The following is a 24525-nucleotide window of genomic DNA, read 5'->3' as shown; positions in this document are numbered from 1 at the left end:
CCTTGTCACCAGGGGTCGCGGTCTGATGAGCTGTGGCCTGGGACACAACGGTCGCCTCCGACACAAACACTGCATGGGAGAAGCGTCGTGAGCAACGAAAGCCTGGCCAACCTTCTTAAGGAGGAGCGACGCTTCGCGCCGCCCGCTGACCTGGCCGCGAACGCCAACGTCACGGCCGAGGCGTACGAGCAGGCCAAGGCTGACCGGCTCGGTTTCTGGGCCGAGCAGGCCCGCCGCCTCACCTGGGCCACCGAGCCGACCGAAACGCTCGACTGGACGAACCCGCCGTTCGCCAAGTGGTTCAAGGACGGCAAGCTCAACGTCGCGTACAACTGCGTCGACCGCCACGTGGAGGCCGGGAACGGCGACCGCGTCGCGATCCACTTCGAGGGCGAGCCCGGCGACAGCCGCGCGATCACCTACGCCGAGCTCAAGGACGAGGTCAGCCGAGCCGCGAACGCCCTGACCGAGCTGGGAGTTCAGGCCGGTGACCGGGTCGCCGTCTACCTTCCGATGATCCCGGAAGCCGTCATCTCGATGCTCGCCTGCGCGCGCATCGGTGCCGCGCACTCCGTCGTCTTCGGCGGCTTCTCCGCCGACGCCATCGCCAAGCGCATCGAGGACGCCGACGCCAAGGTCGTCATCACCTCCGACGGCGGCTACCGGCGCGGCAAGCCGTCCGCGCTCAAGCCCGCGGTCGACGAGGCGCTGACCCGCGTATCCGTCGAGAAGGTCCTCGTCGTGCAGCGCACCAAGCAGGACGTGGCGTGGACCGAGGGCCGCGACCTGTGGTGGCACGAGACCGTCGGCCGCCAGTCCGCCGAGCACGCGCCGCAGGCCTTCGACGCCGAGCAGCCGCTCTTCATCCTGTACACGTCGGGTACGACGGGTAAGCCGAAGGGCATCCTGCACACCTCCGGCGGCTATCTGACGCAGGCCAGCTACACCCACCACGCCGTCTTCGACCTCAAGCCGGAGACGGACGTCTACTGGTGCACGGCCGACATCGGCTGGGTCACAGGACACTCGTACATCACGTACGGTCCGCTCTCGAACGGCGCGACGCAGGTCATCTACGAGGGCACCCCGGACACCCCGCACCAGGGCCGCATCTCCGAGATCGTGCAGAAGTACGGCGTCACGATCCTCTACACGGCGCCCACCCTGATCCGTACGTTCATGAAGTGGGGCGACGAGATCCCCGCGAAGTTCGACCTGAGCAGCCTGCGGGTGCTCGGGTCCGTGGGCGAGCCGATCAACCCCGAGGCCTGGGTCTGGTACCGGAAGCACTTCGGCGCCGACAAGTGCCCCGTCGTGGACACCTGGTGGCAGACCGAGACCGGCGCGATCATGATCTCGCCGCTGCCGGGCGTCACCGAGACCAAGCCGGGCTCCGCCCAGCGCGCGCTGCCGGGCATCTCGGCGACGGTCGTCGACGACGAGGCCGCTGAAGTGCCCAACGGCGGTGGCGGATACCTCGTCCTCACCGAGCCGTGGCCGTCCATGCTGCGCACCATCTGGGGCGACGACCAGCGGTTCATCGACACGTACTGGTCCCGCTTCGAGGGCAAGTACTTCGCCGGTGACGGTGCCAAGAAGGACGAGGACGGCGACATCTGGCTGCTCGGCCGGGTCGACGACGTCATGCTCGTCTCCGGGCACAACATCTCGACCACCGAGGTCGAGTCGGCGCTCGTCTCGCACCCCGCCGTCGCCGAGGCCGCCGTGGTCGGCGCCGCCGACGCCACGACCGGTCAGGCGATCGTCGCCTTCGTGATCCTGCGCGGCAGCGCGAACGCCGACGACGAGTCGCTGGTGGCTGACCTGCGCAACCACGTGGGCACCTCCCTCGGCCCGATCGCCAAGCCGAAGCGCATCCTCCCGGTGGCCGAGCTGCCCAAGACGCGCTCCGGCAAGATCATGCGCCGCCTGCTGCGCGACGTCGCGGAGAACCGGGCGGTGGGCGACGTCACGACGCTCGCCGACTCCTCGGTGATGGACCTGATCCAGGCCGAGCTGCCCTCGGCGTCCAGCGAGGACTGATCCGCGTACGAACCCCAGGGGACGGGCATCCGGCGAACGCGCCGGGTGCCCGTTTCGTACGTAAGGTGATGATCACCAAGCAGGCCGGGGCACCCTGTAGGGTAAAAGTCGCGTCAACGACGCGACAGGGATCCAACAGGTGCGCCGGGAAGTCTGGTCGGCAACGCAGTCAGCCGTACCCGACCGGAGGTCTCACCCGTGAGCGCGCCCAGGAACAAGCAGGACCGACAGGCTTTCGGCCGGCTCTCGCTGCCCGAGCGGACCTTCGTGGCCAACGCGCTGCGCACCGAGACCGTCGGCGGTGTCCTGCTCCTCGTCGCCGCGATCGCCGCGCTCGTCTGGTCCAACATCCCGGCCCTGCACCACAGCTACGAGGCCGTCAGCGACTTCCACCTGGGGCCCGGCGCGCTCGGCCTCGACCTCTCCATCGAGCACTGGGCCGCCGACGGGCTGCTCGCCGTCTTCTTCTTCGTCGCCGGCATCGAGCTCAAGCGCGAGCTCGTCGCGGGTGATCTGCGCGACCCCAAGGCCGCCGCCCTGCCGGTCGTCGCCGCCCTCTGCGGCATGGCGACACCGGCGCTCGTCTACGTGGTCGTCAACGCGATCGGCGGCGGCTCGATGTCCGGCTGGGCCGTGCCGACGGCCACCGACATCGCCTTCGCGCTCGCCGTCCTCGCCGTCATCGGCACCTCGCTGCCGAGCGCCCTGCGCGCGTTCCTGCTGACCCTCGCGGTCGTCGACGACCTCTTCGCGATCCTGATCATCGCGGTCTTCTTCACGGACGACCTGAACTTCGCCGCGCTCGGCGGCGCGTTCCTCGGCCTCGCCGTCTTCTGGCTGCTGCTCAGGAAGCGGGTGCGCGGCTGGTACATCTACGTACCGCTCGCCCTGGCCATCTGGGGGCTGATGTACAACAGCGGCGTCCACGCCACCATCGCCGGTGTCGCCATGGGCCTGATGCTGCGCTGCCACCGGGAGGAGGGCGAGGAGCAGTCGCCCGGCGAGCACATCGAGCACCTGGTGCGGCCGCTCTCCGCGGGACTCGCGGTGCCGCTGTTCGCGCTGTTCAGCGCCGGTGTCGCGGTGTCGGGCGGGGCCATCGGAGACGTGTTCACCAAGCCGGAGACGCTGGGCGTGGTGCTGGGTCTCGTCCTCGGCAAGGCCGTCGGGATCTTCGGCGGTACGTGGCTGACCGCCCGGTTCACCAAGGCCTCGCTCTCCGACGAACTGGCCTGGCCCGACGTCTTCGCGGTGGCCTCCCTCGCCGGCATCGGCTTCACGGTCTCGCTGCTCATCGGGGAACTCGCCTTCACCGACGATCCGTTGCTGACGGACGAGATCAAGGCAGCCGTGCTGATGGGCTCGCTGATCGCGGCGGTGATCTCAAGCGTGCTGCTGAAGATACGGAACGCCAAGTACCGGGCCCTGTACGAGACCGAGAACCGCGACGAGGACCTCGACGGCATCCCCGACATCTACGAACAGGACAAACCGGAGTACCACCTTCGGATGGCCGAGATCTACGAGCGGAAGGCCGCGGAACACCGCAGGCTTGCGCAAGTGGCGGCCGGGGCAGGCGGCGAGGACGAGCGTCCGGCATGATCTGACGGAGAATCCGCGCAGTACGCGCAAACGAAGCAGCCACAGAAGAACAGGGGAGTACGCGATGAGCGCACCCGACGACAACCCGGTCGGCGCCGAACGCAGCGTCGGCCAGCTGTTCGCATCGGCGACGGCCGAGATGTCCGCGCTGGTGCACGACGAGATCGCGCTGGCCAAGGCGCAGCTCAAGCGGGATGTGAAGCGGGGCGCCGTCAGCGGCGGTGCGCTCGCCGCGGCGGGGGTGGTCCTCACCTTCTCGCTGCCGATGCTGAGCTTCGCGCTCGCGTACGGGATCAACTCGTGGACCGGCGGTCACAACGGCGAGGGCGGCTGGAACCTCGCCTGGTGCTTCCTGCTGTCGTTCGCCGCGAGCTGTGTCCTCGCCGGGCTGCTCGCGCTCGTCGGCATCGCGTTCGCCAAGAAGGCCGCGAAGGGCAAGGGTCCGCAGAAGACCGCCGCCTCGTTCAAGGAAACGGCCGGCGTACTGCAGAACGCCAAGCCGCACCCCCGTGAGGTGAGCGCGCACGGGCAGGACACGAAGGCCATCGAGGCTGTGGCACGCTCGTCTTCATGACGGACCCTGCCACTCCTTCGGCCCAGCCGCCCGCGTCCTTCGTGCTCCTCGACGTTCCCGGCGGGCACAAGGTGACCCACCGGGACGTCGCGGCCAACGGCGCGCGCTTCCACATCGCCGAGATGGGGGACGGGCCGCTGGTCCTGCTCCTGCACGGCTTCCCGCAGTTCTGGTGGACGTGGCGGCATCAGCTCGCCGCGCTCGCCGACGCGGGCTTCAGGGCCGTGGCGATGGACCTGCGGGGGGTGGGCGGCAGCGACCGTACGCCGCGGGGTTACGACCCGGCGAACCTCGCGCTCGACATCACGGGCGTGATCCGGTCCCTGGGCGAGCCCGACGCGGCGCTCGTGGGCCATGACCTCGGCGGATATCTCGCCTGGACCGCGGCCGTGATGCGGCCCAAGCTGGTGCGCCGGCTCGTGGTCTCCTCGATGCCGCATCCGCGCCGGTGGCGCTCGGCGATGCTGGCGGACTACCGGCAGTCGCGGTCGGGATCGTACGTGTGGGGTTTCCAGCGGCCCTGGCTGCCCGAGCGTCAGCTCCTCGCGAACGACGGCGAGTTGGTGGGCAAGCTGGTCCGGGACTGGTCGGGGCCGCACCAGCCCGACGACGCGACCGTGCGGACGTACCGGCAGGCCATGTGCATCCCGTCGACCGCGCACTGCTCGATCGAGCCGTACCGGTGGATGGTGCGCTCCCTCGCGCGCCCCGACGGGATCCAGTTCAACCGGCGGATGAAGCGCCCCGTGCGCGTGCCGACGCTCCATGTGCACGGCTCCCTCGACCCGGTGATGCGCACACGCAGCGCGGCGGGCTCGGGCGAGTACGTGGAAGCCCCGTACCGCTGGCGCCTCTTCGACGGCCTGGGACACTTCCCGCACGAGGAGGATCCGGTCGCGTTCTCCAAGGAACTGGTCAACTGGCTGAAGGATCCCGAACCGGATCGGTGAGCCTGATGTGGTGTGGGAATGCCGAGGGGAACACCTGTGCTTCGAACGGCCAATTGCCCGGCGCATACGCCAATTTGGGGAGCGTGAGGGCGGTTACCGACCATGGGGCAGGGGCACACGTCGGGGTATGGGCTGGACGCACGACTACAGTGACGCAGCACGCAATCGCCGCCCAGCGATGACGCTGGGCTCTCCCCGGAGGGGGGCGCCGGACGGCTGGCCGGCGCACGATCCCCGGCTGGGCATTCCTCGTATCCTGCGGCGCCGGGCCCGGTGGGTGTCCGCGCGGATAAGGCACGGCGGGCGGGGCTGAACAGCCCTTCCGTGCCAGGCGGTTTCGCCGGTTTCCACGGCCGGTCGGCTACAGCGCGCAGGCGTCCGTGTCGACCTGCTGGTTGGCCGCGCGGCCACGCGCGATGTCGGTGCTGATCTCGTCGCCGGACAGCGCGTAACCCGTCTCCGAGTCGTCGAGCGACTTGGCGAACACCACGCCGTAGACCTGGCCGCCCGGGGTGAGCAGCGGTCCGCCGGAGTTGCCCTGACGGACCGTCGCGAACAGCGAGTACACGTCGCGGCGCACGGTGCCGCGGTGGTAGATGTCCGGGCCGTTCGCCGTGATGCGGCCGCGTACGCGCGCGGGGCGGACATCGTACGCGCCGTTCTCCGGGAAGCCCGCGACGATCGCGCCGCCGCCGCGCTGCGCGTCGGTCTCCGTGAACTGGAGCGGGGGCGCCTTCAGCGCCGGCACGTCCAGGACCGCGATGTCGCGCTTCCAGTCGTAGAGCACGACCTTCGCGTCGTACTTCACGCCCTCGCCGCCTATTTGGACGGTGGGTTCGTCGACGCCGCCGACCACATGCGCGTTCGTCATCACGCGGCGGTCGGAGAACACGAAGCCGGTGCCTTCGAGGACCTTGCCGCAACTGGGCGCCTGGCCCACGACCTTGACGATGGAACGCTTCGCGTTGAGCGCCACCTGGCTGCCCGCGAGCGCCGGGTCCGGCGGCTTCACGTCGGCGATCGGCTCGTTCGCGAACGGGCTGAAGACCTGCGGGAACCCGTTCTGCGCGAGGGTCGAGGAGAAGTCCGCGAACCAGGTGTCCGCCTGCGTGGGCAGCGCCTGCGAAACGCCCAGCAGCACCTTCGAGTTGCGTACTTCCTTGCCGAGCGTGGGCAGCGTGGTGCCGGCCAGCGCGGAACCTATCAGCCAGGCGACCAGGAGCATCGCCGCCACGTTGACCACCGCGCCGCCCGTCGCGTCGAGCGCGCGGGCCGGGGACCAAGTGATGTATCTGCGCAGCTTGTTGCCCAAGTGCGTGGTGAAGGCCTGTCCGACGGAGGCGCAGACGATCACGACGACCACGGCGACGACCGCGGCGGTCGTGGTGACCTCCGCGTCACTGGTGATCGCGTCCCACAGGAGGGGCAGTGCATAGACCGCGACGAGGCCGCCGCCGAGGAATCCGATCACCGACAGGATGCCGACGACGAAACCCTGGCGGTAGCCGACGATCGCGAACCACACGGCCGCTGCGAGCAGCAGGAAGTCCAGCACGTTCACCGATTCACGCCCCGCCTTGCATCTCGCCTCGCCCCTGTCGGCCTGTGCTCGTGATTCACGGCGACCACCCTGTCACGACCGCCAATCGAGTGGGACCGTATTTGATCGGTCCCAGGGGCGCTCCCACCCCGCGTAGTGCAGCAGCCGGTCGATCACGCCCGCGGTGAACCCCCAGACCAGAGCCGATTCCACCAGGAAGGCCGGGCCCTTGTGGCCGCTCGGGTGGACCGTCGTCGCCCGGTTCTCCGGGTCCGTGAGATCCGCCACGGGGACCGTGAAGACACGCGCCGTCTCCGCCGGGTCGACCGCCGCGACGGGTGAGGGCACCCGCCACCAACCCAGTACGGGCGTGACGACGAAGCTGCTCACCGGGATGTACAGCTTCGGCAGCACGCCGAAGAGCTGGACGCCGCCCGGGTCAAGCCCTGTCTCCTCCCAGGCCTCCCGCAGGGCGGCGTGCAGCGGCCCTTCGCCGAGCGGGTCGCCGTCCTGCGGGTCGAGGGCGCCGCCGGGGAACGAGGGCTGGCCCGCATGGGATCTGAGCGAGCCCGCGCGCTCCATGAGCAACAGCTCGGGCCCGCGCTCCCCCTCGCCGAAGAGGACCAGCACGGCGGACTGCCGACCGGCCCCGCTCTCCGGCGGCAGGAAGCGGCTGAGCTGCTCACCACGGACGGTGCCTGCGGCGTCGGCCACGGGGGTCAGCCAGGCGGGCAGTCCCTCGGTGCGGAGCGTCACATCGGAGGCAGGCAGGCCACCCGGTCCGTGCGCCCCCGCCGTGCCGTCCGCCCCGGCCGCCCCCTTCGCCCCGCCGCTCATCCCGCCGATCTCGCTCACGTGCTTCATCGCCGCCCCCTCGCGGTGTGCTGGGCCCAGGGCCCTCCGATGCGGTCCGTCACGACTCCCGGCCGGTCAGGGGCGGCGCCGGGAGGCCGCCCGCGTCCAGGTAGGACTGCGGGGGCTTGAGGCGCTGGCCGGGGAAGCCGCCCTTCTCGTACTTGAGCAGCTTCTCCGCCTTCTGCGGGTCCGTCTCGCCCTCCCCGTACGCCGGGCAGAGCGGGGCGATCGGGCAGGCGCCGCAGGCCGGCTTGCGGGCGTGGCAGATGCGCCGGCCGTGGAAGATCACGTTGTGACTGAGCTGGGTCCAGTCGCTCTTCGGGAAGAGCGCGCCGACGGCCGCCTCGACCTTGTCGGGGTCCGTCTCGTCGGTCCACTTCCAGCGGCGCACCAGGCGGCCGAAGTGCGTGTCGACGGTGATGCCGGGCCTCCCGAACGCGTTCCCGAGCACCACGAAGGCGGTCTTGCGGCCCACGCCGGGCAGCTTGACCAGGTCTTCGAGGCGGCCGGGCACCTCGCCGCCGAAGTCCTCGCCCAGCGCCTTGGCCAGGCCCATGATCGAGCGCGTCTTGGCGCGAAAGAAGCCGGTCGGCCGGATCAGCTCCTCGACCTCCTCCGGGTTGGCCGCGGCCAGGTCCTCAGGGGTCGGGTACTTCGCGAACAGGGCCGGCGTCGTCTGGTTGACCCGCAGGTCCGTCGTCTGGGCCGACATGACCGTCGCCACCAGGAGCTGGAAGGGGTTCTCGAAGTCCAGCTCCGGGTGGGCGTACGGGTACACCTCCGCGAGCTCACGGTTGATCTTCCGGGCACGGCGGACGAGCGCCGTGTGCGTCTCCGGGCGTGCGGCCGTCTTCTTCGCTTTCGCTGCGGGCTTCTTCGCGGGCGCGGACATCGGCTAGGCGGCCTTCCCCAGTACGGACACGGACTTGAGTACGGGCGCGGCCCCGGTCACGCTCACCGGGGACGCCGTCAGCGCCCTGGTCACGGCCTCGGGGGCACCTTTCTGCGCCTGTTCGCCCACAGCAGAATAGAGATCGCTCGCCACCGCCACGACCCCCTTCGCCTGCGCTCTCACCGGCATTTTGAACACTCGGCCAGCCTAAAGCCCGGCACTGACATCCGCCCCGAAGCCGCCGGATCGCTCCACGATTGGCCCCCTCCCCCTCGGGTTGTGGCGCGGGTGCGGCAGACTTGTGTACGAGTGACTGATCACACTGTTTGGACCGTCCGGCAAAATGGGCAGTGGAAATGATCGACAACCGGGGCGATCCGGTCGATTCGATCCGTCCCACACCCGATGCAGGCGACATAGGAGAGAAACTCGTGGACGACGTTCTGCGGCGCGCCCCGCTCTTCGCGGCGCTCGATGACGAGCAGGCCGCGGAGCTCCGCGCCTCCATGAGTGAGGTGACCCTCGCACGCGGCGACGCCCTGTTCCACGAGGGCGACCCCGGAGACCGCCTGTACGTGGTCACCGAGGGCAAGGTGAAGCTCCACCGCACTTCCCCCGACGGGCGCGAGAACATGCTCGCCGTCCTCGGCCCCGGCGAGCTGATCGGCGAGCTGTCGCTGTTCGACCCGGGCCCCCGCACCGCCACCGCCAGCGCCCTCACCGAGGTCAAGCTCCTCGGCCTCGGCCACGGAGACCTCCAGCCCTGGCTGAACGTCCGGCCCGAGGTGGCCACGGCACTGCTGCGCGCCGTCGCCCGGCGCCTGCGCAAGACCAACGACCAGATGTCCGACCTGGTCTTCTCCGACGTGCCCGGCCGTGTGGCCCGCGCGCTCCTCGACCTGTCGCGCCGCTTCGGCGTGCAGTCCGAGGAGGGCATCCACGTCGTGCACGACCTGACGCAGGAAGAGCTGGCCCAGCTGGTCGGCGCCTCCCGCGAGACGGTCAACAAGGCGCTCGCGGACTTCGCGGGCCGCGGCTGGCTCCGCCTGGAGGCCCGCGCCGTGATCCTCCTGGACGTGGAGCGCCTCGCGAAGCGCTCGCGCTGACACCACACGCTTACGTAGACGGGTCCCGCCACACCTCGTGGCGGGACCCGTCTACGTAGAGGCACAAGTAGAGGCACAAAGGGGAGCCCTTCATGACACAGCCGGCCGATCTCGTCACCCGTTTCGAGGAGGAGCGCGGGCGGCTGCGCTCCGTGGCGTACCGGATGCTCGGTTCGCTGAGCGAGGCCGAGGACGCCGTGCAGGAGGGGTGGCTGCGGCTGCAGCGCGCGGACACCGCCGACGTACGGAACCTGAGCGGCTGGCTGACCACCGTCGTCGGGCGGATCTGCCTGGACATGCTGCGCACCCGCACGGCGCGCCGCGAGGAGCCCCTGGAGGACGGGCCCGCCGAGACCCGCGTCCCCGACCCGGTGATCCGTCCCGCCGACCCCGTCCACGAGGCCGAACTCGCGGACTCCGTGGGGCTCGCGCTGCTCGTCGTGCTCGACACCCTCGCGCCCGCCGAGCGCCTCGCCTTCGTGCTGCACGACATGTTCGCGGTGCCGTTCGAGGAGCTCGCCCCCATCGTGGAGCGCACCCCCGCGGCGACCCGGCAGCTGGCGAGCAGGGCGCGGCGCCGGGTGCAGGGGGCGACCGCGCCCCGGAACACCCCGCTGGCCCGGCAGCGCGAGGTCGTCGGCGCCTGGCTGGCCGCCACGCGCGCGGGCGACTTCGAGGCGCTGCTCGAACTCCTCGACCCGGACGTCCTGTTGCGGGTCGACGCGGGCAGCGGCACCGCCTCCGGGCTGCTGCGCGGCAGCCTGGCGGTGGCCAAGCAGGCCGCGTTCTACGGGAAGCTGGCGCAGGCCGCGCAGCCGGCGTTCGTCGGCGACGGGCTCGGCATCGTGCAGGCGCCCCGCGGGCAGGTCGTCGCGGTGCTCGCCTTCACGTTCCGGGACGGCAAGGTCGTCGGCGTCGACATCATCGCGGATCCGCCGAGGCTCTCCGAGCTGGGCATCGAGTGGGTGAGCCCAAGCGGCGGCGAGTGAGGGGCGGGGCCCCGCGACCTTGGGCCCGGCGTCGGTTGCGGCCTCGGGGCTCTGCCCCGGACCCCGCCGCTCAATCGCCGCGGGGGCTTGAACTGCGCACGCCCCCGCGGCCGCTCTAGATCAGGCCGTGTTCCCGCAGGTAGTCGAGTTGGGCTCGGACACTCAGTTCGGCCGCGGGCCACAGGGACCGGTCCACGTCCGCGTAGACGTGCGTCACGACGTCGGGCGCGGCCACGTACCCGTTCTCGACGGCGGTCTCCACCTGCGCGAGCCGGCCCGCGCGGTGTGCCAGGTAGAACTCGACGGCGCCCTGGGCGTCCTCGAGGACCGGACCGTGGCCCGGCAGCACCGTGTGCACCCCGTCGTCGACCGTCAGGGAGCGCAGCCGGCGCAGTGAGTCCAGGTAGTCGCCGAGGCGGCCGTCCGGGTGGGCGACCACGGTCGTGCCGCGCCCGAGGATCGTGTCGCCGGTCAACACGGCCTGGTCCGCCGGGAGATGGAAGCACAGGGAGTCGGCGGTGTGCCCCGGGGTGGGCACGACGCGCAGCTCCAGGCCGCCCGTGGTGATCACGTCACCGGCGGCCAGGCCCTCGTCGCCGAGCCGCAGCGCCGGGTCGAGCGCCCGCACCTTCGTCCCCGTCAACTCGGCGAACCGGCCCGCCCCTTCGGCGTGGTCCGGGTGCCCGTGCGTGAGGAGGGTGAGCGCGATCCTCTTGCCCGCCTTCTCGGCGAGGTCAAGGACGGCGTGCAGGTGCTCGTCGTCCAGCGGGCCGGGGTCGATGACGACGGCGAGGTCGCTGTCCGGTTCGGCGACGATCCAGGTGTTGGTGCCGTCGAGGGTCATCGCGGACGGGTTGGGCGCCAGGACGTTGACCGCGCGGGCGGTGGCGGGCCCCGAGAGGACCCCGCCGCGCGGCTGGCCGGGCAGGGCCGCGGCTTCGGTCATGAGGAGGCTCCCCCGTTCCTGTCGCTCTTCCCGGTCGGGATGTGCTTGGTGAACTCGTCGTGTCCCGGCCAGGACAGCACCAGCTCGTCCTCCTCCATGCGCGCCCGTGCGAGTACGGGAGTGAGGTCGCGGCCCGCCGCCCCCGCGAGGGCGCCGCGCACGTCGTCGTACGCCTCCAGGGTGCGCAGCGTCGCGATCGTCGGCGGCATCATCGTCAGCTCGCCCCGGTCGTACTCCGCCGCGGCCCGCCCCGGCATGATCCACACCGTGCGGTCGGCCTCGGAGGAGTCGTCGCTGGTGCGCTGGCCCGCGGGGAGCGCGGCCACGAAGAACCACGTGTCGTAGCGGCGCGGCTCGAACTCGGGGGTGATCCAGCGGGCCCACGCGCCGAGCAGGTCGGAGCGCAGCACCAGTCCGCGGTTCTCCAGGAACCCGGCGAAGGACAGGTCCCGGTCGATCAGCGCCTGCCGGTCGGCCTGCCACTGCTCACCCGTCGTGTCGTCGACGACGGTGTCCGGGGTCGGCCCGGCGAGCAGCACGCCCGCCTCCTCGAACGTCTCCCGCACGGCGGCGCAGACGATCGCCTGGGCCTCCAACTCGGGCACCCCGAGCCGCCCTGCCCACTCCGCGCGCGTGGGGCCCGCCCAGCGGACCAGCCGGTCGTCGTCACGGGAGTCGACGCCGCCACCCGGATACGCGTAGGCACCGGCCGCGAACTTCATCGACGCACGTCTGCGCAGCATGTGGACCTCGGGGCCACCGGGCGAGGCGTCTCTGAGCAGCATCACGGTGGCCGCGCGGCGCGGAGTCGCGGGCGTGAGCGTGCCGTCGGTGAGGGCACGGATACGTTCCGGCCACTCGGGCGGGTACCACTGGCCGTTGGACATGGCGGGAGGCTATCTCGTGTCACCCAGATGTTCGAGAGGCCGCCCACGACGAAGATCGTGGACGGCCTCTCGTGCAAGAACGGCAGCTCAGGCCTCGGAGGTCAGCTCCACCTGGATCTCGACCTCGACCGGCGCGTCCAGCGGCAGCACGGCCACGCCCACGGCGCTGCGCGCGTGCACGCCCTTCTCGCCGAGGACCTCGCCGAGCAGCTCGCTCGCGCCGTTGATGACGCCGGGCTGGCCGGTGAAGTCGGTGGCGGAGGCCACGAAGCCGACGACCTTCACGACACGCGCGATGCGGTCCAGGTCACCGGCGACGGATTTGACCGCCGCGAGCGCGTTCAGCGCGCAGGTGCGGGCCAGGTCCTTGGCCTGCTCGTCGGTGACCTCGTCGCCGACCTTGCCGGTCAGCGGCAGCTTGCCGTCGACCATGGGCAGCTGCCCCGCCGTGTACACGTACACGCCGGACTGCACGGCCGGCTGGTACGCGGCGACCGGAGGGACCACCGGCGGCAGCGTCAGGCCGAGCTCGGCGAGCCGCGCGTCGACGACGCCGCTCACGCCTGCTTCTCGCGCTTCAGGTAAGCCACCAGCTGCTCGGGGTTGTTCGGCCCCGGCACGACCTGGACCAGCTCCCAGCCGTCCTCGCCCCAGGTGTCCAGGATCTGCTTCGTCGCGTGCACGAGGAGCGGCACGGTCGCGTATTCCCACTTCATTGCCATGGGCCCGACTGTATCCGCCGGACATGGCCGAAGCGTTCCGGAGGCTGCTGCGTGGATGTCCGACCTACTGGTTAGGCTCGAATACGTGAGCAGGCTCCAGGTCGTCAGCGGCAAGGGCGGGACCGGAAAGACCACGGTCGCCGCTGCACTCGCGCTCGCCCTCGCGACCGAGGGAAAGCGCACTCTCCTCGTGGAGGTGGAGGGCAGACAGGGCATCGCACAACTCTTCGAGACGGAGGCGCTCCCCTACGAGGAGCGGAAGATCGCCGTCGCGCCCGGTGGAGGGGAGGTGTTCGCGCTGGCCATCGATCCCGAACTGGCGCTTCTGGACTACCTCCAGATGTTCTACAAGCTGGGCGGCGCGGGCCGCGCCCTGAAGAAGCTGGGCGCGATCGACTTCGCGACGACCGTCGCGCCGGGCCTGCGGGACGTACTCCTGACGGGCAAGGCCTGCGAAGCGGTCCGCCGCAAGGACAAGCAGGGGCGCTACATCTACGACTACGTGGTGATGGACGCGCCGCCCACCGGCCGCATCACCCGGTTCCTCAACGTGAACGACGAGGTGGCGGGGCTCGCCAAGATGGGCCCGATACACAATCAGGCGCAGGCGGTGATGCGGGTCCTCAAGTCCCGTGAGACCGCGGTGCACTTGGTCACCCTCCTTGAGGAGATGCCGGTGCAGGAGACCCTCGACGGGGTCGCCGAGCTGCGCGCCGCGAAGCTGCCCGTCGGACGGATCATGGTGAACATGGTGCGACCCGCGCTTCTCGGGGAACCCGCCCTGGCACTGGCCTCCGACGGCGGGGTCCGCCCCGCGGTCACCGAGGCCCTGGCGGCCGCCGGGCTCGGCAGCGCCAAGCGGCTCGTCGGCCCGCTGCTCGCGCAGGCCGGGGAGTACGCCGAGCGCTATGCCCTGGAGCGCGCCCAGCGCGACCAGCTCGCCGAGGCGGACCTGCCGCTGCACGAACTGCCGCTGCTCACCGAGGGCCTGGACCTCTCCGGGCTCTACACACTCGCCGAGGAACTGCGACAGCAAGGGATTCAGGGAACCGCATCGAGGACGGGACGCCTTTCATGACGCTGACCCCTGAGGGCACGCTCGACGTGGACCCGCTGCTCGACGACCCGCAGACCCGCATCGTGGTGTGCTGCGGCAGCGGCGGCGTCGGCAAGACCACCACGGCCGCCGCCCTCGGGCTGCGCGCCGCCGAGCGCGGCCGCAAGGTCGTCGTCCTCACCATCGACCCCGCCCGCAGGCTCGCCCAGTCCATGGGCATCGACTCGCTGGACAACACCCCGCGCCGGGTGAAGGACATCGACAACGGCTCGGGCGGCGAGCTGCACGCGATGATGCTCGACATGAAGCGCACCTTCGACGAGATCGTCGAGGCGCACGCGGACGAGGAGCGCGCGAAGGCGATCCTGGGCAACCCCTTCTACCAGTCGCTTTCTGCGGGCTTCGCGGGCACGCAGGAGTACATGGCGATGGAGAAGCTGGGCCAGCTGCGCTCGCGCGACGAGTGGGACCTGATCGTCGTCGACACCCCGCCCTCGCGCTCCGCGCTCGACTTCCTGGACGCGCCCACCCGGCTCGGATCCTTCCTCGACGGGAAGCTGATCCGGCTGCTCATGGCGCCCGCGAAGGTCGGTGGCCGCGCGGGCATGAAGTTCCTGAACGTCGGCATGTCGATGATGACCGGCACGCTCGGCAAGCTGCTCGGCGGTCAACTCCTGCGCGACGTGCAGACGTTCGTGGCCGCGATGGACACGACGTTCGGCGGCTTCCGTACGCGCGCGGACGCCACGTACAAGCTGTTGCAGGCGCCCGGCACCGCGTTCCTCGTGGTCGCCGCGCCCGAGCGGGACGCGCTGCGCGAGGCCGCGTACTTCGTGGAGCGGCTGGCGGCCGAGAAGATGCCGCTGGCCGGGCTCGTACTGAACCGGGTGCACGGCAGCGGCGCGAGCCGGCTTTCGGCTGAGCGGGCGCTTGCCGCCGCAGAAAATCTTGACGAGCGCGGCATTGTGGATCAGGCGGGCGGGAAGGAACAGGATCGTGCCACTCCCGAGGCACCCCCCGAGACATCCCCCGAGGCATCCCCCGAGGCATCCGAGGCCGACCCCACGGCCGAACCCGGCATTGAGCAACTGACCGCGGGACTGCTGCGGTTGCACGCGGAGCGCATGCAGATGGTCGCGCGCGAACAGCGCACGCGTGACCGCTTCACCGCGCTGCATCCCGAGGTCGCCGTGACCGAGGTCGCGGCCCTGCCCGGTGACGTACACGACCTGACGGGCCTCAGGGACATCGGAGAGCGGCTCGCGGCCGGTGGCACTCCGGCCGGAGCGTGAGCCGTACGTCTCCGTGGTCCGACGGACAGTTCCGAAGGACGGTGGTGCGCGCGCCGACTATCCGACGGCCGCGTACCTCTCGTACGTCTCGTCGTTCTCCAGCTCCACGGGCAGCAGGCCCGCGCCGCGCTCGTACTCCGTACGCGCCGTCTCAAGCAGCGTGCGCCATGAAGTGACCGTCGGACGCCTGCGCAGCAACGCGCGACGCTCCCGTTCCGTCATGCCACCCCACACGCCGAACTCGACGCGATTGTCCAGCGCGTCCGCCAGGCACTCGGTCCGCACGGGGCATCCCGTGCACACCGCCTTCGCCCGGTTCTGCGCTGCTCCTTGAACGAACAGTTCGTCCGGATCGGTAGTGCGGCAGGCCGCCTGCGCACTCCAGTCGACTACCCAGCCCATACCGGCGCCGTCCTCTCCCGAATCGAGGCTCCCCCACGGCGGCAGCGGCATATTCACCGCCGCCAGTTGAGGACGTTACGGAAGGTGGGCACAGCGCAACACCCCCTTCGGGCCCAATCTTGAATGGTCCGAACGGACTATGCGTAAGCGGCAGATCACCCGACGGAGTGACCGGAGGACATGCGTAACAACCCCGGCAAACCGGGACAGTTCACTTGAGTCACAACGGGCGTCGAGTGACACACAAGGCGAATTCGGACACCCCCTGAGCCCTACGCGAAGCTCCGCGAAAGGGCCCGGGAATGACTACAAGAGGCACTTCATACGTACCGGGAACGATTCGGGATCGTCCCGCATCTTGATACGAGACCGCACTGCTGTGACAGTTGAGTGCAGCTTAGGCCAAGGCATATACGGCTGTCCGGAGAATCGACACGTAGGCTGCCCCGTATGGGAAAGAAGCGCTCAGGCGGTGGCGGCGGTCTGTCGCCGGCCCAACAGGCCGCCAAGTTCCTCGGAGTCAGCGTGCTCGCCGGAGCCGTGCTGGCGGGGATCGCCCTGCCCGCGGCAGGCGCGCTCGGCCTCGCGGCCAAGGGCTCGGTCGAGGGGTTCGACGAGATCCCGGCGACGTTGAAGACCCCGCCGCTGAGCCAGCGCACCACGATCCTGGACAACGAGGGCGGGAAGATCGCGACCGTCTACTCGCGCGACCGCACGGTCGTGAAGCTCGACGACATCTCGCCCTATATGCAGAAGGCGATCGTCGCGATCGAGGACTCGCGGTTCTACGAGCACGGCGCCGTCGACGCCAAGGGCATCCTGCGCGCGATCAACGCCAACGCGCAGAACGGCGGCGTCTCGCAGGGCGCCTCCACCCTCACCCAGCAGTACGTGAAGAACGTCTTCATGGAAGAGGCGGGCGACGACCCGACCAAGCTGGCGCAGGCGACTCAGCAGACCATCGGCCGCAAGGTCAAGGAGCTGAAGTACGCGATCCAGGTGGAGAACGAGGTCGGCAAGAAGAAGATCCTCAACAACTACCTGAACATCACGTACTTCGGGCAGCAGGCCTACGGCGTCGAGGCCGCGGCCCAGCGCTACTTCTCCAAGCCGGCCAAGGACCTGAACATCCAGGAGTCGGCGATGCTCGCCGGCATCGTGCAGTCGCCCAGCCGCTACGACCCCGTCAACGACGAGGCCGAGGGGAAGAAGCGGCGCAACATCGTGCTGCAGCGGATGGCCGAGACGCACGACATCACGCAGGCCGAGGCCGCCAAGGCCAAGAAGACGCCGATCGGCCTGAAGGTCAGTCGGCCGCAGAACGGGTGCATCACCGCGGATCGCGGCGCGGCGTTCTTCTGCAACTACGTCAGGAACTCCTTCCTCAACAACCCGGCCTTCGGCAAGACGTCCGAGGACCGCGCCAAGGTCTGGAACCGCGGCGGCCTGACGGTGAAGACGACGCTCGACCCGCAGACGCAGGACTCCGTGCAGGAGTCGGTCAAGCGGCACGTCTACCAGTCGGACAAGGTCGACGCGGCGGGCGCGTTCGTCGAACCGGGCACCGGCAAGGTCCTCGGCATGGGCCAGTCCAAGCCGTACGGCTCCGACGCGAGCAAGAACGAGTCGGAGATGAACTACTCGGTCAACTACCGGGATGGCGGCTCCAACCTCGGCTTCCCGACCGGTTCGACGTTCAAGCCGTTCGTGGCGGCCGCGGCCCTGGAGAAGGGCACGCCGGTGACGCAGCAGTACCCGGCGCCCTACCAAATGCCGTACCCGAGCCGCGTCCAGACGTGCAGCGGCAAGCCGTGGGTCAACGACGGCGGCTACAAGCTGGAGAACGAGAACGAGTCGGAGGTCGGCCCGTACCGCCTCAAGGAGGCGATGGCCAAGTCCATCAACACGTACTTCGTGCAGATGATCGGCGACATCGGCATGTGCCCGGTCGTGAAGATGACCGACAAGCTGGGCGTGGTGCAGGGCAACGGCAAGAAGGTCGACGAGGTGCCCTCGTCCATGACCCTCGGCTCGACGGGTCTCTCGCCGCTGACGATGGCCACCGCGTACGCGGCGTTCGCCAACCGCGGCACGTACTGCACGCCCGTCGCCATCGACGCGATCACCGACCCCAACGGCAAGGCGCTCTCCGTGCCGAAGTCGAAGTGCTCGCGGGCGATGTCGAAGTCGACCGCCGACAAGATCAATACGCTGCTCAGTGGCGTGGTCGACTCCGGTACGGGCAAGACGGCCGGCCTCACCGGCCGGGACAACGCCGGTAAGACCGGTACCACCGACGGCCGTAAGAACGCCTGGTTCGCCGGCTACACGCCGAACCTGTCCGGCGCCGTCTGGGTCGGCAGCGCCTCGCAGGCCGTCGAGATGACCAACATCACCATCGGCGGCGAGTTCCACCCCAAGGTCTTCGGCGCCGACACGCCGGGCCCGATCTGGCGCGACGCGATGAACGGCGCACTGTCCGGCAAGGACGCGCCCACCTTCAACAAGGTGAACATCCCGGACCCGGACAAGAAGAAGGACAAGGGCAGGGACAAGGGCAAGAAGCCCGAGCCCGGGGACGACGGGGGCAACGGCGACGCCGACCCGCTGCCCGACATCTCGATCCCGCCGGACCTCATCGGGGGCAACAACGGGAACGGGAACGGACACGGGGGCGGTTGGGGCCGCTGAGGCCTTCGCACCCCTGACACGACGGAGAGGGCGCACCCCGCGCGGGGTGCGCCCTCTCCGTGGTTCGTAGCGGTGGCTCGTATCGGTGCTTCGTAGCGAGCGGTGCTTCGTAGCGAGCGGTGCTTCGTAGCGAGCGGTGCTTCGTATCGGTGGTCAGCCCGCGAGCAGCCGCTTGACCGTGGAGGCCACCCGGCCGCCCTCGGCGCGGTCCGCGACCTTCGGCTTCACGATCTTCATGACCTGGCCCATGGCCCTCGGCCCCTCGGCGCCGGCCGCCTTCGCCTCCTCGACCGCCTGCGCGACGATCTGCTCCAGCTCGGCGTCGGACAGCTGCTGCGGCAGGTACTCGGCGAGCACCACGCCCTCCGCCTCCTCACGGCTCGCGGACTCGGCGCGGCCCGCCTTCTCGAAGGCCTCGGCCGCCTCGCGGCGCTTCTTCGCCTCCTTGGCGATCACCTTCTGCACCTCGTCGTCGCTCAGCTCACGCTTCTCCGTGCCCGCGACTTCCTGATTGGTGATCGCGGAGAGGGTCAGCCGGAGCGTCGAGGAGCGCAGCTCATCGCGCTCCCTGATCGCGGCGTTGAGGTCGTCCTGCAACTTCGACTTGAGCGTGGTCATGACGTGATTGTCGCAGGTACCGGAACCCCAACGCCCGCCGATTTCCGCCGCGCTGCCCGTCTGACACGATGGGAGCATGCGCGCTCGATACGGGATTCCCCTGAAGGTGACGGCAGGCATCGCGGCGGCGGGCGCCGCCGGGCTGATCTACTCGGCGGGCTTCGAAGCCCGCTCCTTCCGCCTGCGACGGGTCACGATCCCCGTCCTGCCTGCGGGAATGCGCCCGATGCGGGTGCTGCAGGTCTCCGACATCCACATGGTGAGCGGGCAGAACAAGAAGCGCCGCTGGCTGCAGTCGCTGGCCGGTCTGCGCCCCGACTTCGTCATCAACACGGGCGACAACCTCTCCGACACGGAGGGCGTCCCCGAGGTCCTCGACGCGCTCGGCCCACTGATGGAGTTCCCCGGCGCGTACGTCTTCGGGTCCAACGACTACTACGGCCCCAAGCTCCTCAACCCGGCCCGCTACCTGAAGCAGCAGATCTCGGGCAAGCACGGCCTGAACGGCAACGCGCCCATCGTCGGCGCCATCCACAACCCGTGGGAGGACCTGCGCGACGGCTTCGACGCGGCGGGCTGGCAGAACCTCACGAACACGCGGGGCGCGCTGAAGGTGGCGGGCGTGGAGATCGGCCTCACCGGCCTGGACGACCCGCACATCAAGCGCGACCGGTACGCGGAGGTGGCCGGCGGCCCGGTGGCGGGTCCCGACTTCTCGATGGGCGTGGTGCACGCCCCGTACCTGCGCACCCTGGACGCCTTCACCGCGGACGGCTACCCGCTGGTCCTCGCGGGCCACACCCACGGCGGCCAGCTCTGCATCCCCTTCTACGGGGCCCTCGTCACCAACTGTGACCTGGACACGGACCGCGTGAAGGGCCTGTCCACGCACGAGGCGGAGGGGAACACGTCCTACCTCCACGTCTCGGCGGGCTGCGGCACCAACCGCTACACCCCGGTCCGCTTCGCCTGCCCGCCCGAGGCGACTCTGCTGACGCTGGCGCCTGCGGCCCCCTGAGCCCCTGAGCCCCTGAGCCCCTGCGCACGGGACCTTCCGAAAACCGGATTTCGTCTCAGGCCGACAGTCCGCTAAAGTAAACGACGTCGCCGCGACCTGCAGGACTGCAGGAGACGGAACAACGACATCGGGGTGTGGCGCAGCTTGGCAGCGCGCTTCGTTCGGGACGAAGAGGTCGTGGGTTCAAATCCCGCCACCCCGACAGCTGAAACACCAAGTCAGGGGCCTGATCCGCATCGCGGGTCAGGCCCCTGAGTGGTTTACGAACCTATCTTGGGAGCCATCGGGGAGCCGACCCCGGAATCTGGCTCCCCGCTCTGAGCCGGGTCGAGCGCCCGTCTACGTGCCGAAGCCGGAGGGCCACCGCCGCGTATATCACTGGCGGCGGCGGGTCGTCCCGGCACAACGGTTCGAGCCGTCCGGGGAACTAGTGCTGCGCCGCAGAAGTTCCGCGGATGGTTATCGGGCGGCAAGGCGTTTGTTGATGTCCTCGACGTTGAACTGGTCGGGGTCGATGGCGCCGCCGGCCCACTCCAGGAGTTCGGCGTGCCCTTCGTGTCCAGGATCGGTGATGGCCTCGATGGAGTTCGCGTTGCCCCATGTGCCGCCGCAGTCCTCGGGCGGGCAGGTGTGACGCCCAGTCACGCAGTGCGGATAGGCGGTGCCCGATTCTTTGAGCAGCACCTTTTCCACTTCGATGCGGTGGACTCAGTTGTCACCGAAGTCGTAGGTGTAGGTGATCTTGTCCCCGACGGCGGGCGCGACTGAGTAGAGCGGGACCTTGCGTTCGTCGCGGTGACCGAGCTCACTGTCCCGGTGCCCGTAGTCCCCGGCCGAGGTCTGGAAAAGGTGTATGTGGCAGTTCTCCCAGCCCATCGCCGTCTGGATCACCAGGTGCAGGCGTTCGAGCGTGAGGTCGGCCGGCACCTGCAGCCGCCGCCAGATCGGCGGGCGAATGTCGGCCAGGGTGACCTTGATCTGCAGGACAGAGTCAGCGGGCATGGCACGGTTCCTTCGCAGCGACGGCATCGTCGTCCTCAGTCTGGCGGGGCCGACCATCGTAGTTCCAACGGAACGGGCAGGCCGTCTCGTTGTGGACGATGGCGAAGTCGGTGACCTTGTCCAGCAGGTCGGTACGGGAGGCGAAATCGCCGTGTCGCAGGACGGCGCGGGCCAACAGGGAGAAGTAGATCTCGACCTGGTTCAGCCAGGAGGCGTGCTTGGGGGTGTAGTGCGCCACGATCCGCGGATGCCGCTTCAACCAGGCCCGGGTGGCTTCGGAGGTGTGCGAGGAGCCGTTGTCCAGGACCAGATGGATGGTCAGGTCGGCCAGGACGCACCGCTCCAGGCGGGCCAGGAATCGGATGAAGTGCGCGGAGTCATTGCGTGGCAGTTCCTCCACGACGACCTGTCCGGTGTGCACAGCCGGCACGGCGGAAGCCCAGAATCATCCGCGCCGCATCGAACACGGCGCTCCCCCGTACCAACTCGACGCCTCGGCCAGGGCCAGCTCCGCCATGTCATCCGCACGGAAACCGTCGACATCAGACCAGAGTTCGACCAGACAGCCTACGCTGAGCCACTCCTGCAACTCCTGCAGTCCGGCCTCATCACCGTCCGGGAACCGCACGTGGATTCCTGACCTGCCGGAGGCGCCCACCCGGACGATCTCCACCCAACGCAGGGCACCGCCCAGTTCCTTCGACTTGGTCCGATAGGCCCAGCGCTCCCCGATCTTCATGCCTCCCATTGGGCCTGGTCGATGGGACCGCCGGATGCTAATCAGCAAGATCTCGGCGTTCCGCCAACGTTGCCCGTGCGCTTGTCCATGAGCGCCTTCTCCGTGTCGCAGTCTCCGCATGAGACGGTGGGAATGGGACGAAGGCCGTACGAGGTACGGGACAGGCCGTCCAACATCGGCACCGCCCTCGACATCGCGCCTGACATGTTCCCCAAGGCAGCGCCAGACCCAGACTGCCCTTGTAGGTAGGCCGGCGGGGAAGCCCCTTTCGCGAGTAGCAGCCATCATGCAACTGGGCTAGGCGGGCATTCCTCGTGGGGCCCAGACTCAAGCACCAGTGACATGACCAGCAGGCTGCGCCTAGCAGGCTCTGCCTCTTACCGAACCAACACCGGCGCAGCTCACGCGCAGGGCCCACCCCACAGAGCCGGTGAGTCTCTAAAGAGCAACACATGGCCCCTCGATTAGAAGGTGCTTTACTTTAGCCAGCCCCTAAAGTGCAACGAGAGGTCGCGAGGCACGCTGATGTTGCCCTTCAGTCCCGAGTCAGACCTTGTTACGGCACGCGCTCGCCTGCGAACGCAAGTGGATGCGGTGCTTGCCAAGCTGCATGCTGGCGTACTACCTGATGAGGCTGAACGCCAACACGTCGACTGCAAAGAAGAGGCCGGCCGACGAGGCGCTGGCGGTGTCCTGCTGCCTGGTAAGCCTCAGAACCTGGCGGCCGCAGATCAGCTCGCCAGTGAGGTGGCATGCCTCGCGAACACGCCAGGTGGTGGGGCTTTGATCGTCGGCGTGGAGGACTCGACCGGGCGTTTCCTCGGGGCCGCTCTTGAAGAAGACTGGCTTCGTCACCGCATCTATGAGCGTGTGGGTCTCGCACCAGCTGTCGAAGCGGTCACAGTCGACGGCATGCGGCTGCTCGTCGTATATGCGGCTGAGGCGAGGGAACCGGTCGAAGACCTCAAGGGGCGGATCCGATGGCGTGCAGGCGGCCACTGCGAGCCTGTCGACCGTGCAGAGTGGTGGTTGCATCGCCAAAACGTGACGGGCCACGATCCTATGGCAGCGGTCACTGATCACACGTACCTTGAAGTCTCACCAGGTGCCGTCGCTGCTGCCCAGCGCTACCTCTCCTCATCTAGCGGTCCCGGAGCAACCCCTCGCAGCGCCTCCGTCCGCGACCTGCTGAATTCACTTGGCGTACTGCGCCCAGACGGCAAACTATCGCAGGCAGGAGCGCTGACTTTCTGCCCCGCCGACAGAACCTACCTCTCCCTGTCAGCCATCGATGTCGAGGGCGGAGACGTCCTGCTGCCCCCGCTCGACCTCTCTGGATTGAGCCTCCTAGAGCAGGTTGCTGCTGTCGAGGACCGACTGGACGCCTTGAACACCTCTCTACGCCTTGAAGGCCGGCAGGGCTTCGCTGTCACCTCTGTGCGTCGGCTTCCAGAGGGGGCCGTCCGAGAAGCCGTCCTGAACGGAGTGGTTCATCGGGATTGGATGCAGCCTGATCCAGTCGTGATCACCTGGATTGATGCCGACTCAGCAGTGCAGGTCGTCAGCCCTGGTGGCTTCGTCGGAGGAATGAACGCTGGCAATGTGCTTACGCAGCGTTACGCCCGATATCCCGCTCTAGCTGATCTCTTCCGTGCTCTCCACCTTGTCGAGAAGCAGGGCCTCGGGGTCGATCGCATGTACCGCGACATGGTCACCCTGGGGCATCGGCCACCAGTGTTGGTCGAGGAGGAGGGTCCCCGGGTACGGGTACGGCTCACTGGGGGGCGTCCCGTCCTGCCCGTGATGAACCTCGTAACTCGCATCCAGCCCAACATTCGGCAGCGAGACGTAAGGGTGGCCCTCATCGTCTACACACTGCTGAGGGAGCCATTCGTCACAGCTGAGCGCCTTACCGGGGTTCTCCAAAGAAGCTCAGACGAGACAGCCGAAGCCTTGGAGGCAGCAGCTGAATGCCTAGTAGGCGACGAACCACTGCTAGCCCACTACAAGGACGTTTGGGTTCTCTCAGACGCTGCGGTCGCAGCTCTTGAGGCTGTTGCCGACCGTGACGAACTTCGACGACGCGGCGTACTTCCTTATATCAAACCCGACATCACGGGCGCCGAAGCGGTGTCTCGTAAGTGGCTGTCAATCCACGACCGTTACACCTCAGGCGACCACGCCCTACTCACCGGACTAACCACGACGGGGGCACGTGGCCAACTTGAGCGCTTGGAGCGGGATGGCCTACTGATCCGCGGTGAAGGAGCAGGCCGTAACTCTCACTTCATCGCTGGGCCTGGTCTGAAGCAGACACCAGACAGCACTGTGTGACGTCCCGAGCGCTCACTCGCGCAGGTCTGATGCCATCCACAGATCTCGATGCAGGGCAAGGGAATAGCTGCCGGATTGCTTCGGGACGAAGAGGTCGTGGGTTCAAATCCCGCCACCCAGACAGCTGAGTGGTTGTTGTCGTTCCGAACCTGAGGGCGGTGTTTTGGCTGGTCAGGCATAGGGGTGGCTGTGTTGTGGGAGTGGTGGCCTGTCGTGTCATCGCTCCCGGGGAGGCCGCGGATGCCGTCAGTCGTGGGGCTGTTGGA

At 69.0% G+C, this 24525-nt stretch carries 22 protein-coding genes, 1 tRNA gene and 1 pseudogene; 12 read left to right on the top strand and 12 right to left on the bottom strand.

Annotation, left to right across the window (positions count from 1 at the left end):
* The first annotated feature begins 87 nt into the window (after positions 1–87).
* From acs to OKJ99_RS39100, 4 genes are all read left to right on the top strand, one after another.
* On the top strand, positions 88–2043 hold the full coding sequence (gene acs, locus OKJ99_RS39115) for an acetate--CoA ligase (protein ID WP_326023191.1): 1956 nt from the start codon (positions 88–90) through the stop codon (positions 2041–2043).
* A gap of 198 nt (positions 2044–2241) precedes the next feature.
* The gene (gene nhaA, locus OKJ99_RS39110; protein ID WP_326023190.1) at positions 2242–3645 is read left to right on the top strand and encodes a Na+/H+ antiporter NhaA; all 1404 of its coding nucleotides are present in this window, start codon (positions 2242–2244) and stop codon (positions 3643–3645) included.
* Positions 3646–3709: 64 nt separating this feature from the next.
* On the top strand, positions 3710–4219 hold the full coding sequence (locus OKJ99_RS39105; protein ID WP_326023189.1) for a phage holin family protein: 510 nt from the start codon (positions 3710–3712) through the stop codon (positions 4217–4219).
* Positions 4216–5169 (top strand): alpha/beta fold hydrolase, encoded by a 954-nt coding sequence (locus tag OKJ99_RS39100; protein WP_326023188.1) that lies wholly within the window; start codon positions 4216–4218, stop codon positions 5167–5169. Before OKJ99_RS39105 ends, OKJ99_RS39100 begins: the two co-directional genes overlap by 4 nt.
* Positions 5170–5530: 361 nt before the next feature.
* On the opposite strand, the gene OKJ99_RS39090 is transcribed toward OKJ99_RS39100, so the two are convergent.
* The 3 genes from OKJ99_RS39090 to nth form a co-directional block, all read right to left on the bottom strand.
* Positions 5531–6730, bottom strand: coding sequence for a MarP family serine protease (locus tag OKJ99_RS39090; protein WP_326023186.1), 1200 nt, complete (start codon positions 6728–6730; stop codon positions 5531–5533).
* A 72-nt stretch (positions 6731–6802) separates the two neighbouring features.
* On the bottom strand, positions 6803–7573 hold the full coding sequence (locus tag OKJ99_RS39085; protein ID WP_326023185.1) for an NUDIX hydrolase: 771 nt from the start codon (positions 7571–7573) through the stop codon (positions 6803–6805).
* Between the two features lie 49 nt (positions 7574–7622).
* Positions 7623–8456, bottom strand: coding sequence for an endonuclease III (nth, locus tag OKJ99_RS39080; RefSeq protein WP_326023184.1), 834 nt, complete (start codon positions 8454–8456; stop codon positions 7623–7625).
* Positions 8457–8887: 431 nt separating this feature from the next.
* On the opposite strand from nth, the gene OKJ99_RS39075 reads away from it, so the two are divergent.
* Positions 8888–9562 carry a Crp/Fnr family transcriptional regulator gene (locus OKJ99_RS39075; protein WP_164258843.1) on the top strand — a complete coding sequence of 225 codons (675 nt, stop codon included), beginning with the start codon at positions 8888–8890 and terminating at the stop codon, positions 9560–9562.
* Positions 9563–9654: 92 nt separating this feature from the next.
* Positions 9655–10551, top strand: a complete 897-nt coding sequence (locus OKJ99_RS39070; RefSeq protein WP_326023183.1) for a sigma-70 family RNA polymerase sigma factor — start codon at positions 9655–9657, stop codon at positions 10549–10551.
* 115 nt (positions 10552–10666) lie between these two features.
* On the opposite strand, the gene OKJ99_RS39065 is transcribed toward OKJ99_RS39070, so the two are convergent.
* The 4 genes from OKJ99_RS39065 to OKJ99_RS39050 form a co-directional block, all read right to left on the bottom strand.
* Positions 10667–11497 carry an MBL fold metallo-hydrolase gene (locus OKJ99_RS39065; RefSeq protein ID WP_326023182.1) on the bottom strand — a complete coding sequence of 277 codons (831 nt, stop codon included), beginning with the start codon at positions 11495–11497 and terminating at the stop codon, positions 10667–10669.
* Positions 11494–12384, bottom strand: a complete 891-nt coding sequence (locus OKJ99_RS39060) for an NUDIX hydrolase (RefSeq protein ID WP_326023181.1) — start codon at positions 12382–12384, stop codon at positions 11494–11496. The genes OKJ99_RS39065 and OKJ99_RS39060 overlap by 4 nt, the downstream gene beginning before the upstream one ends.
* 87 nt (positions 12385–12471) lie before the next feature.
* Complete coding sequence (locus tag OKJ99_RS39055) at positions 12472–12945, bottom strand: RidA family protein (protein ID WP_326023180.1); 474 nt, start codon at positions 12943–12945, stop codon at positions 12472–12474.
* Positions 12942–13106: a DUF4177 domain-containing protein gene (locus OKJ99_RS39050; RefSeq protein WP_326023179.1), complete on the bottom strand. Its 165-nt coding sequence runs from the start codon at positions 13104–13106 to the stop codon at positions 12942–12944. Before OKJ99_RS39050 ends, OKJ99_RS39055 begins: the two co-directional genes overlap by 4 nt.
* A gap of 85 nt (positions 13107–13191) precedes the next feature.
* Here OKJ99_RS39050 and OKJ99_RS39045 point away from each other — a divergent pair, with 85 nt between their 5' ends.
* Positions 13192–14184 (top strand): ArsA family ATPase, encoded by a 993-nt coding sequence (locus tag OKJ99_RS39045; protein ID WP_326023178.1) that lies wholly within the window; start codon positions 13192–13194, stop codon positions 14182–14184.
* Positions 14181–15455: an ArsA family ATPase gene (locus tag OKJ99_RS39040; RefSeq protein ID WP_326023177.1), complete on the top strand. Its 1275-nt coding sequence runs from the start codon at positions 14181–14183 to the stop codon at positions 15453–15455. Before OKJ99_RS39045 ends, OKJ99_RS39040 begins: the two co-directional genes overlap by 4 nt.
* A gap of 57 nt (positions 15456–15512) precedes the next feature.
* Here OKJ99_RS39040 and OKJ99_RS39035 read toward each other — a convergent pair whose 3' ends face one another.
* Positions 15513–15857: a WhiB family transcriptional regulator gene (locus OKJ99_RS39035; protein WP_266711459.1), complete on the bottom strand. Its 345-nt coding sequence runs from the start codon at positions 15855–15857 to the stop codon at positions 15513–15515.
* Positions 15858–16307: 450 nt separating this feature from the next.
* On the opposite strand from OKJ99_RS39035, the gene OKJ99_RS39030 reads away from it, so the two are divergent.
* The gene (locus OKJ99_RS39030; protein ID WP_326023176.1) at positions 16308–18548 is read left to right on the top strand and encodes a transglycosylase domain-containing protein; all 2241 of its coding nucleotides are present in this window, start codon (positions 16308–16310) and stop codon (positions 18546–18548) included.
* A 153-nt stretch (positions 18549–18701) separates the two neighbouring features.
* Here OKJ99_RS39030 and OKJ99_RS39025 read toward each other — a convergent pair whose 3' ends face one another.
* On the bottom strand, positions 18702–19166 hold the full coding sequence (locus tag OKJ99_RS39025) for a GatB/YqeY domain-containing protein (RefSeq protein ID WP_326023175.1): 465 nt from the start codon (positions 19164–19166) through the stop codon (positions 18702–18704).
* A 76-nt stretch (positions 19167–19242) separates the two neighbouring features.
* On the opposite strand from OKJ99_RS39025, the gene OKJ99_RS39020 reads away from it, so the two are divergent.
* A complete protein-coding gene (locus tag OKJ99_RS39020) occupies positions 19243–20184 on the top strand; it encodes a metallophosphoesterase (RefSeq protein ID WP_326023174.1) in 942 nt (313 codons plus the stop codon).
* A gap of 128 nt (positions 20185–20312) precedes the next feature.
* Positions 20313–20386: transfer RNA gene (locus OKJ99_RS39015), tRNA-Pro, on the top strand.
* A gap of 257 nt (positions 20387–20643) precedes the next feature.
* Here OKJ99_RS39015 and OKJ99_RS39010 read toward each other — a convergent pair.
* The 3 genes and pseudogenes from OKJ99_RS39010 to OKJ99_RS39000 form a co-directional block, all read right to left on the bottom strand.
* A pseudogene (locus tag OKJ99_RS39010) lies at positions 20644–21186 on the bottom strand (plasmid pRiA4b ORF-3 family protein).
* A complete protein-coding gene (locus tag OKJ99_RS39005) occupies positions 21176–21616 on the bottom strand; it encodes a transposase (RefSeq protein WP_326023173.1) in 441 nt (146 codons plus the stop codon). The pseudogene OKJ99_RS39010 and the gene OKJ99_RS39005 overlap by 11 nt, the downstream one beginning before the upstream one ends.
* A gap of 15 nt (positions 21617–21631) precedes the next feature.
* Positions 21632–21925 carry a hypothetical protein gene (locus tag OKJ99_RS39000; RefSeq protein ID WP_326023172.1) on the bottom strand — a complete coding sequence of 98 codons (294 nt, stop codon included), beginning with the start codon at positions 21923–21925 and terminating at the stop codon, positions 21632–21634.
* Between the two features lie 594 nt (positions 21926–22519).
* Between OKJ99_RS39000 and OKJ99_RS38995 the strand changes: the two genes are divergently transcribed.
* Complete coding sequence (locus tag OKJ99_RS38995; protein ID WP_326023171.1) at positions 22520–24259, top strand: DUF5635 domain-containing protein; 1740 nt, start codon at positions 22520–22522, stop codon at positions 24257–24259.
* Positions 24260–24525: the final 266 nt, after the last annotated feature.

It is taken from the genome of Streptomyces endophyticus, assembly GCF_035798155.1.
Lineage (GTDB): Bacteria > Actinomycetota > Actinomycetes > Streptomycetales > Streptomycetaceae > Streptomyces > Streptomyces endophyticus.
Note: the sequence above shows the minus strand (reverse complement) of the source record. Positions and strands in the feature narration are given on the sequence as shown.

Excerpts from the sequence above, each read along its gene's own strand:
- OKJ99_RS39105 (WP_326023189.1), top strand. The coding sequence starts at position 3,710 with ATGAGCGCACCCGACGACAACCCGGTCGGCGCCGAACGCAGCGTCGGC.
- OKJ99_RS39100 (WP_326023188.1), top strand. The coding sequence starts at position 4,216 with ATGACGGACCCTGCCACTCCTTCGGCCCAGCCGCCCGCGTCCTTCGTG.
- OKJ99_RS39085 (WP_326023185.1), bottom strand. The coding sequence starts at position 7,573 with ATGAAGCACGTGAGCGAGATCGGCGGGATGAGCGGCGGGGCGAAGGGG.
- nth (WP_326023184.1), bottom strand. The coding sequence starts at position 8,456 with ATGTCCGCGCCCGCGAAGAAGCCCGCAGCGAAAGCGAAGAAGACGGCC.
- OKJ99_RS39070 (WP_326023183.1), top strand. The coding sequence starts at position 9,655 with ATGACACAGCCGGCCGATCTCGTCACCCGTTTCGAGGAGGAGCGCGGG.
- OKJ99_RS39065 (WP_326023182.1), bottom strand. The coding sequence starts at position 11,497 with ATGACCGAAGCCGCGGCCCTGCCCGGCCAGCCGCGCGGCGGGGTCCTC.
- OKJ99_RS39060 (WP_326023181.1), bottom strand. The coding sequence starts at position 12,384 with ATGTCCAACGGCCAGTGGTACCCGCCCGAGTGGCCGGAACGTATCCGT.
- OKJ99_RS39050 (WP_326023179.1), bottom strand. The coding sequence starts at position 13,106 with ATGGCAATGAAGTGGGAATACGCGACCGTGCCGCTCCTCGTGCACGCG.
- OKJ99_RS39040 (WP_326023177.1), top strand. The coding sequence starts at position 14,181 with ATGACGCTGACCCCTGAGGGCACGCTCGACGTGGACCCGCTGCTCGAC.
- OKJ99_RS39035 (WP_266711459.1), bottom strand. The coding sequence starts at position 15,857 with ATGGGCTGGGTAGTCGACTGGAGTGCGCAGGCGGCCTGCCGCACTACC.
- OKJ99_RS39030 (WP_326023176.1), top strand. The coding sequence starts at position 16,308 with ATGGGAAAGAAGCGCTCAGGCGGTGGCGGCGGTCTGTCGCCGGCCCAA.
- OKJ99_RS39025 (WP_326023175.1), bottom strand. The coding sequence starts at position 19,166 with ATGACCACGCTCAAGTCGAAGTTGCAGGACGACCTCAACGCCGCGATC.
- OKJ99_RS39020 (WP_326023174.1), top strand. The coding sequence starts at position 19,243 with ATGCGCGCTCGATACGGGATTCCCCTGAAGGTGACGGCAGGCATCGCG.
- OKJ99_RS39000 (WP_326023172.1), bottom strand. The coding sequence starts at position 21,925 with ATGAAGATCGGGGAGCGCTGGGCCTATCGGACCAAGTCGAAGGAACTG.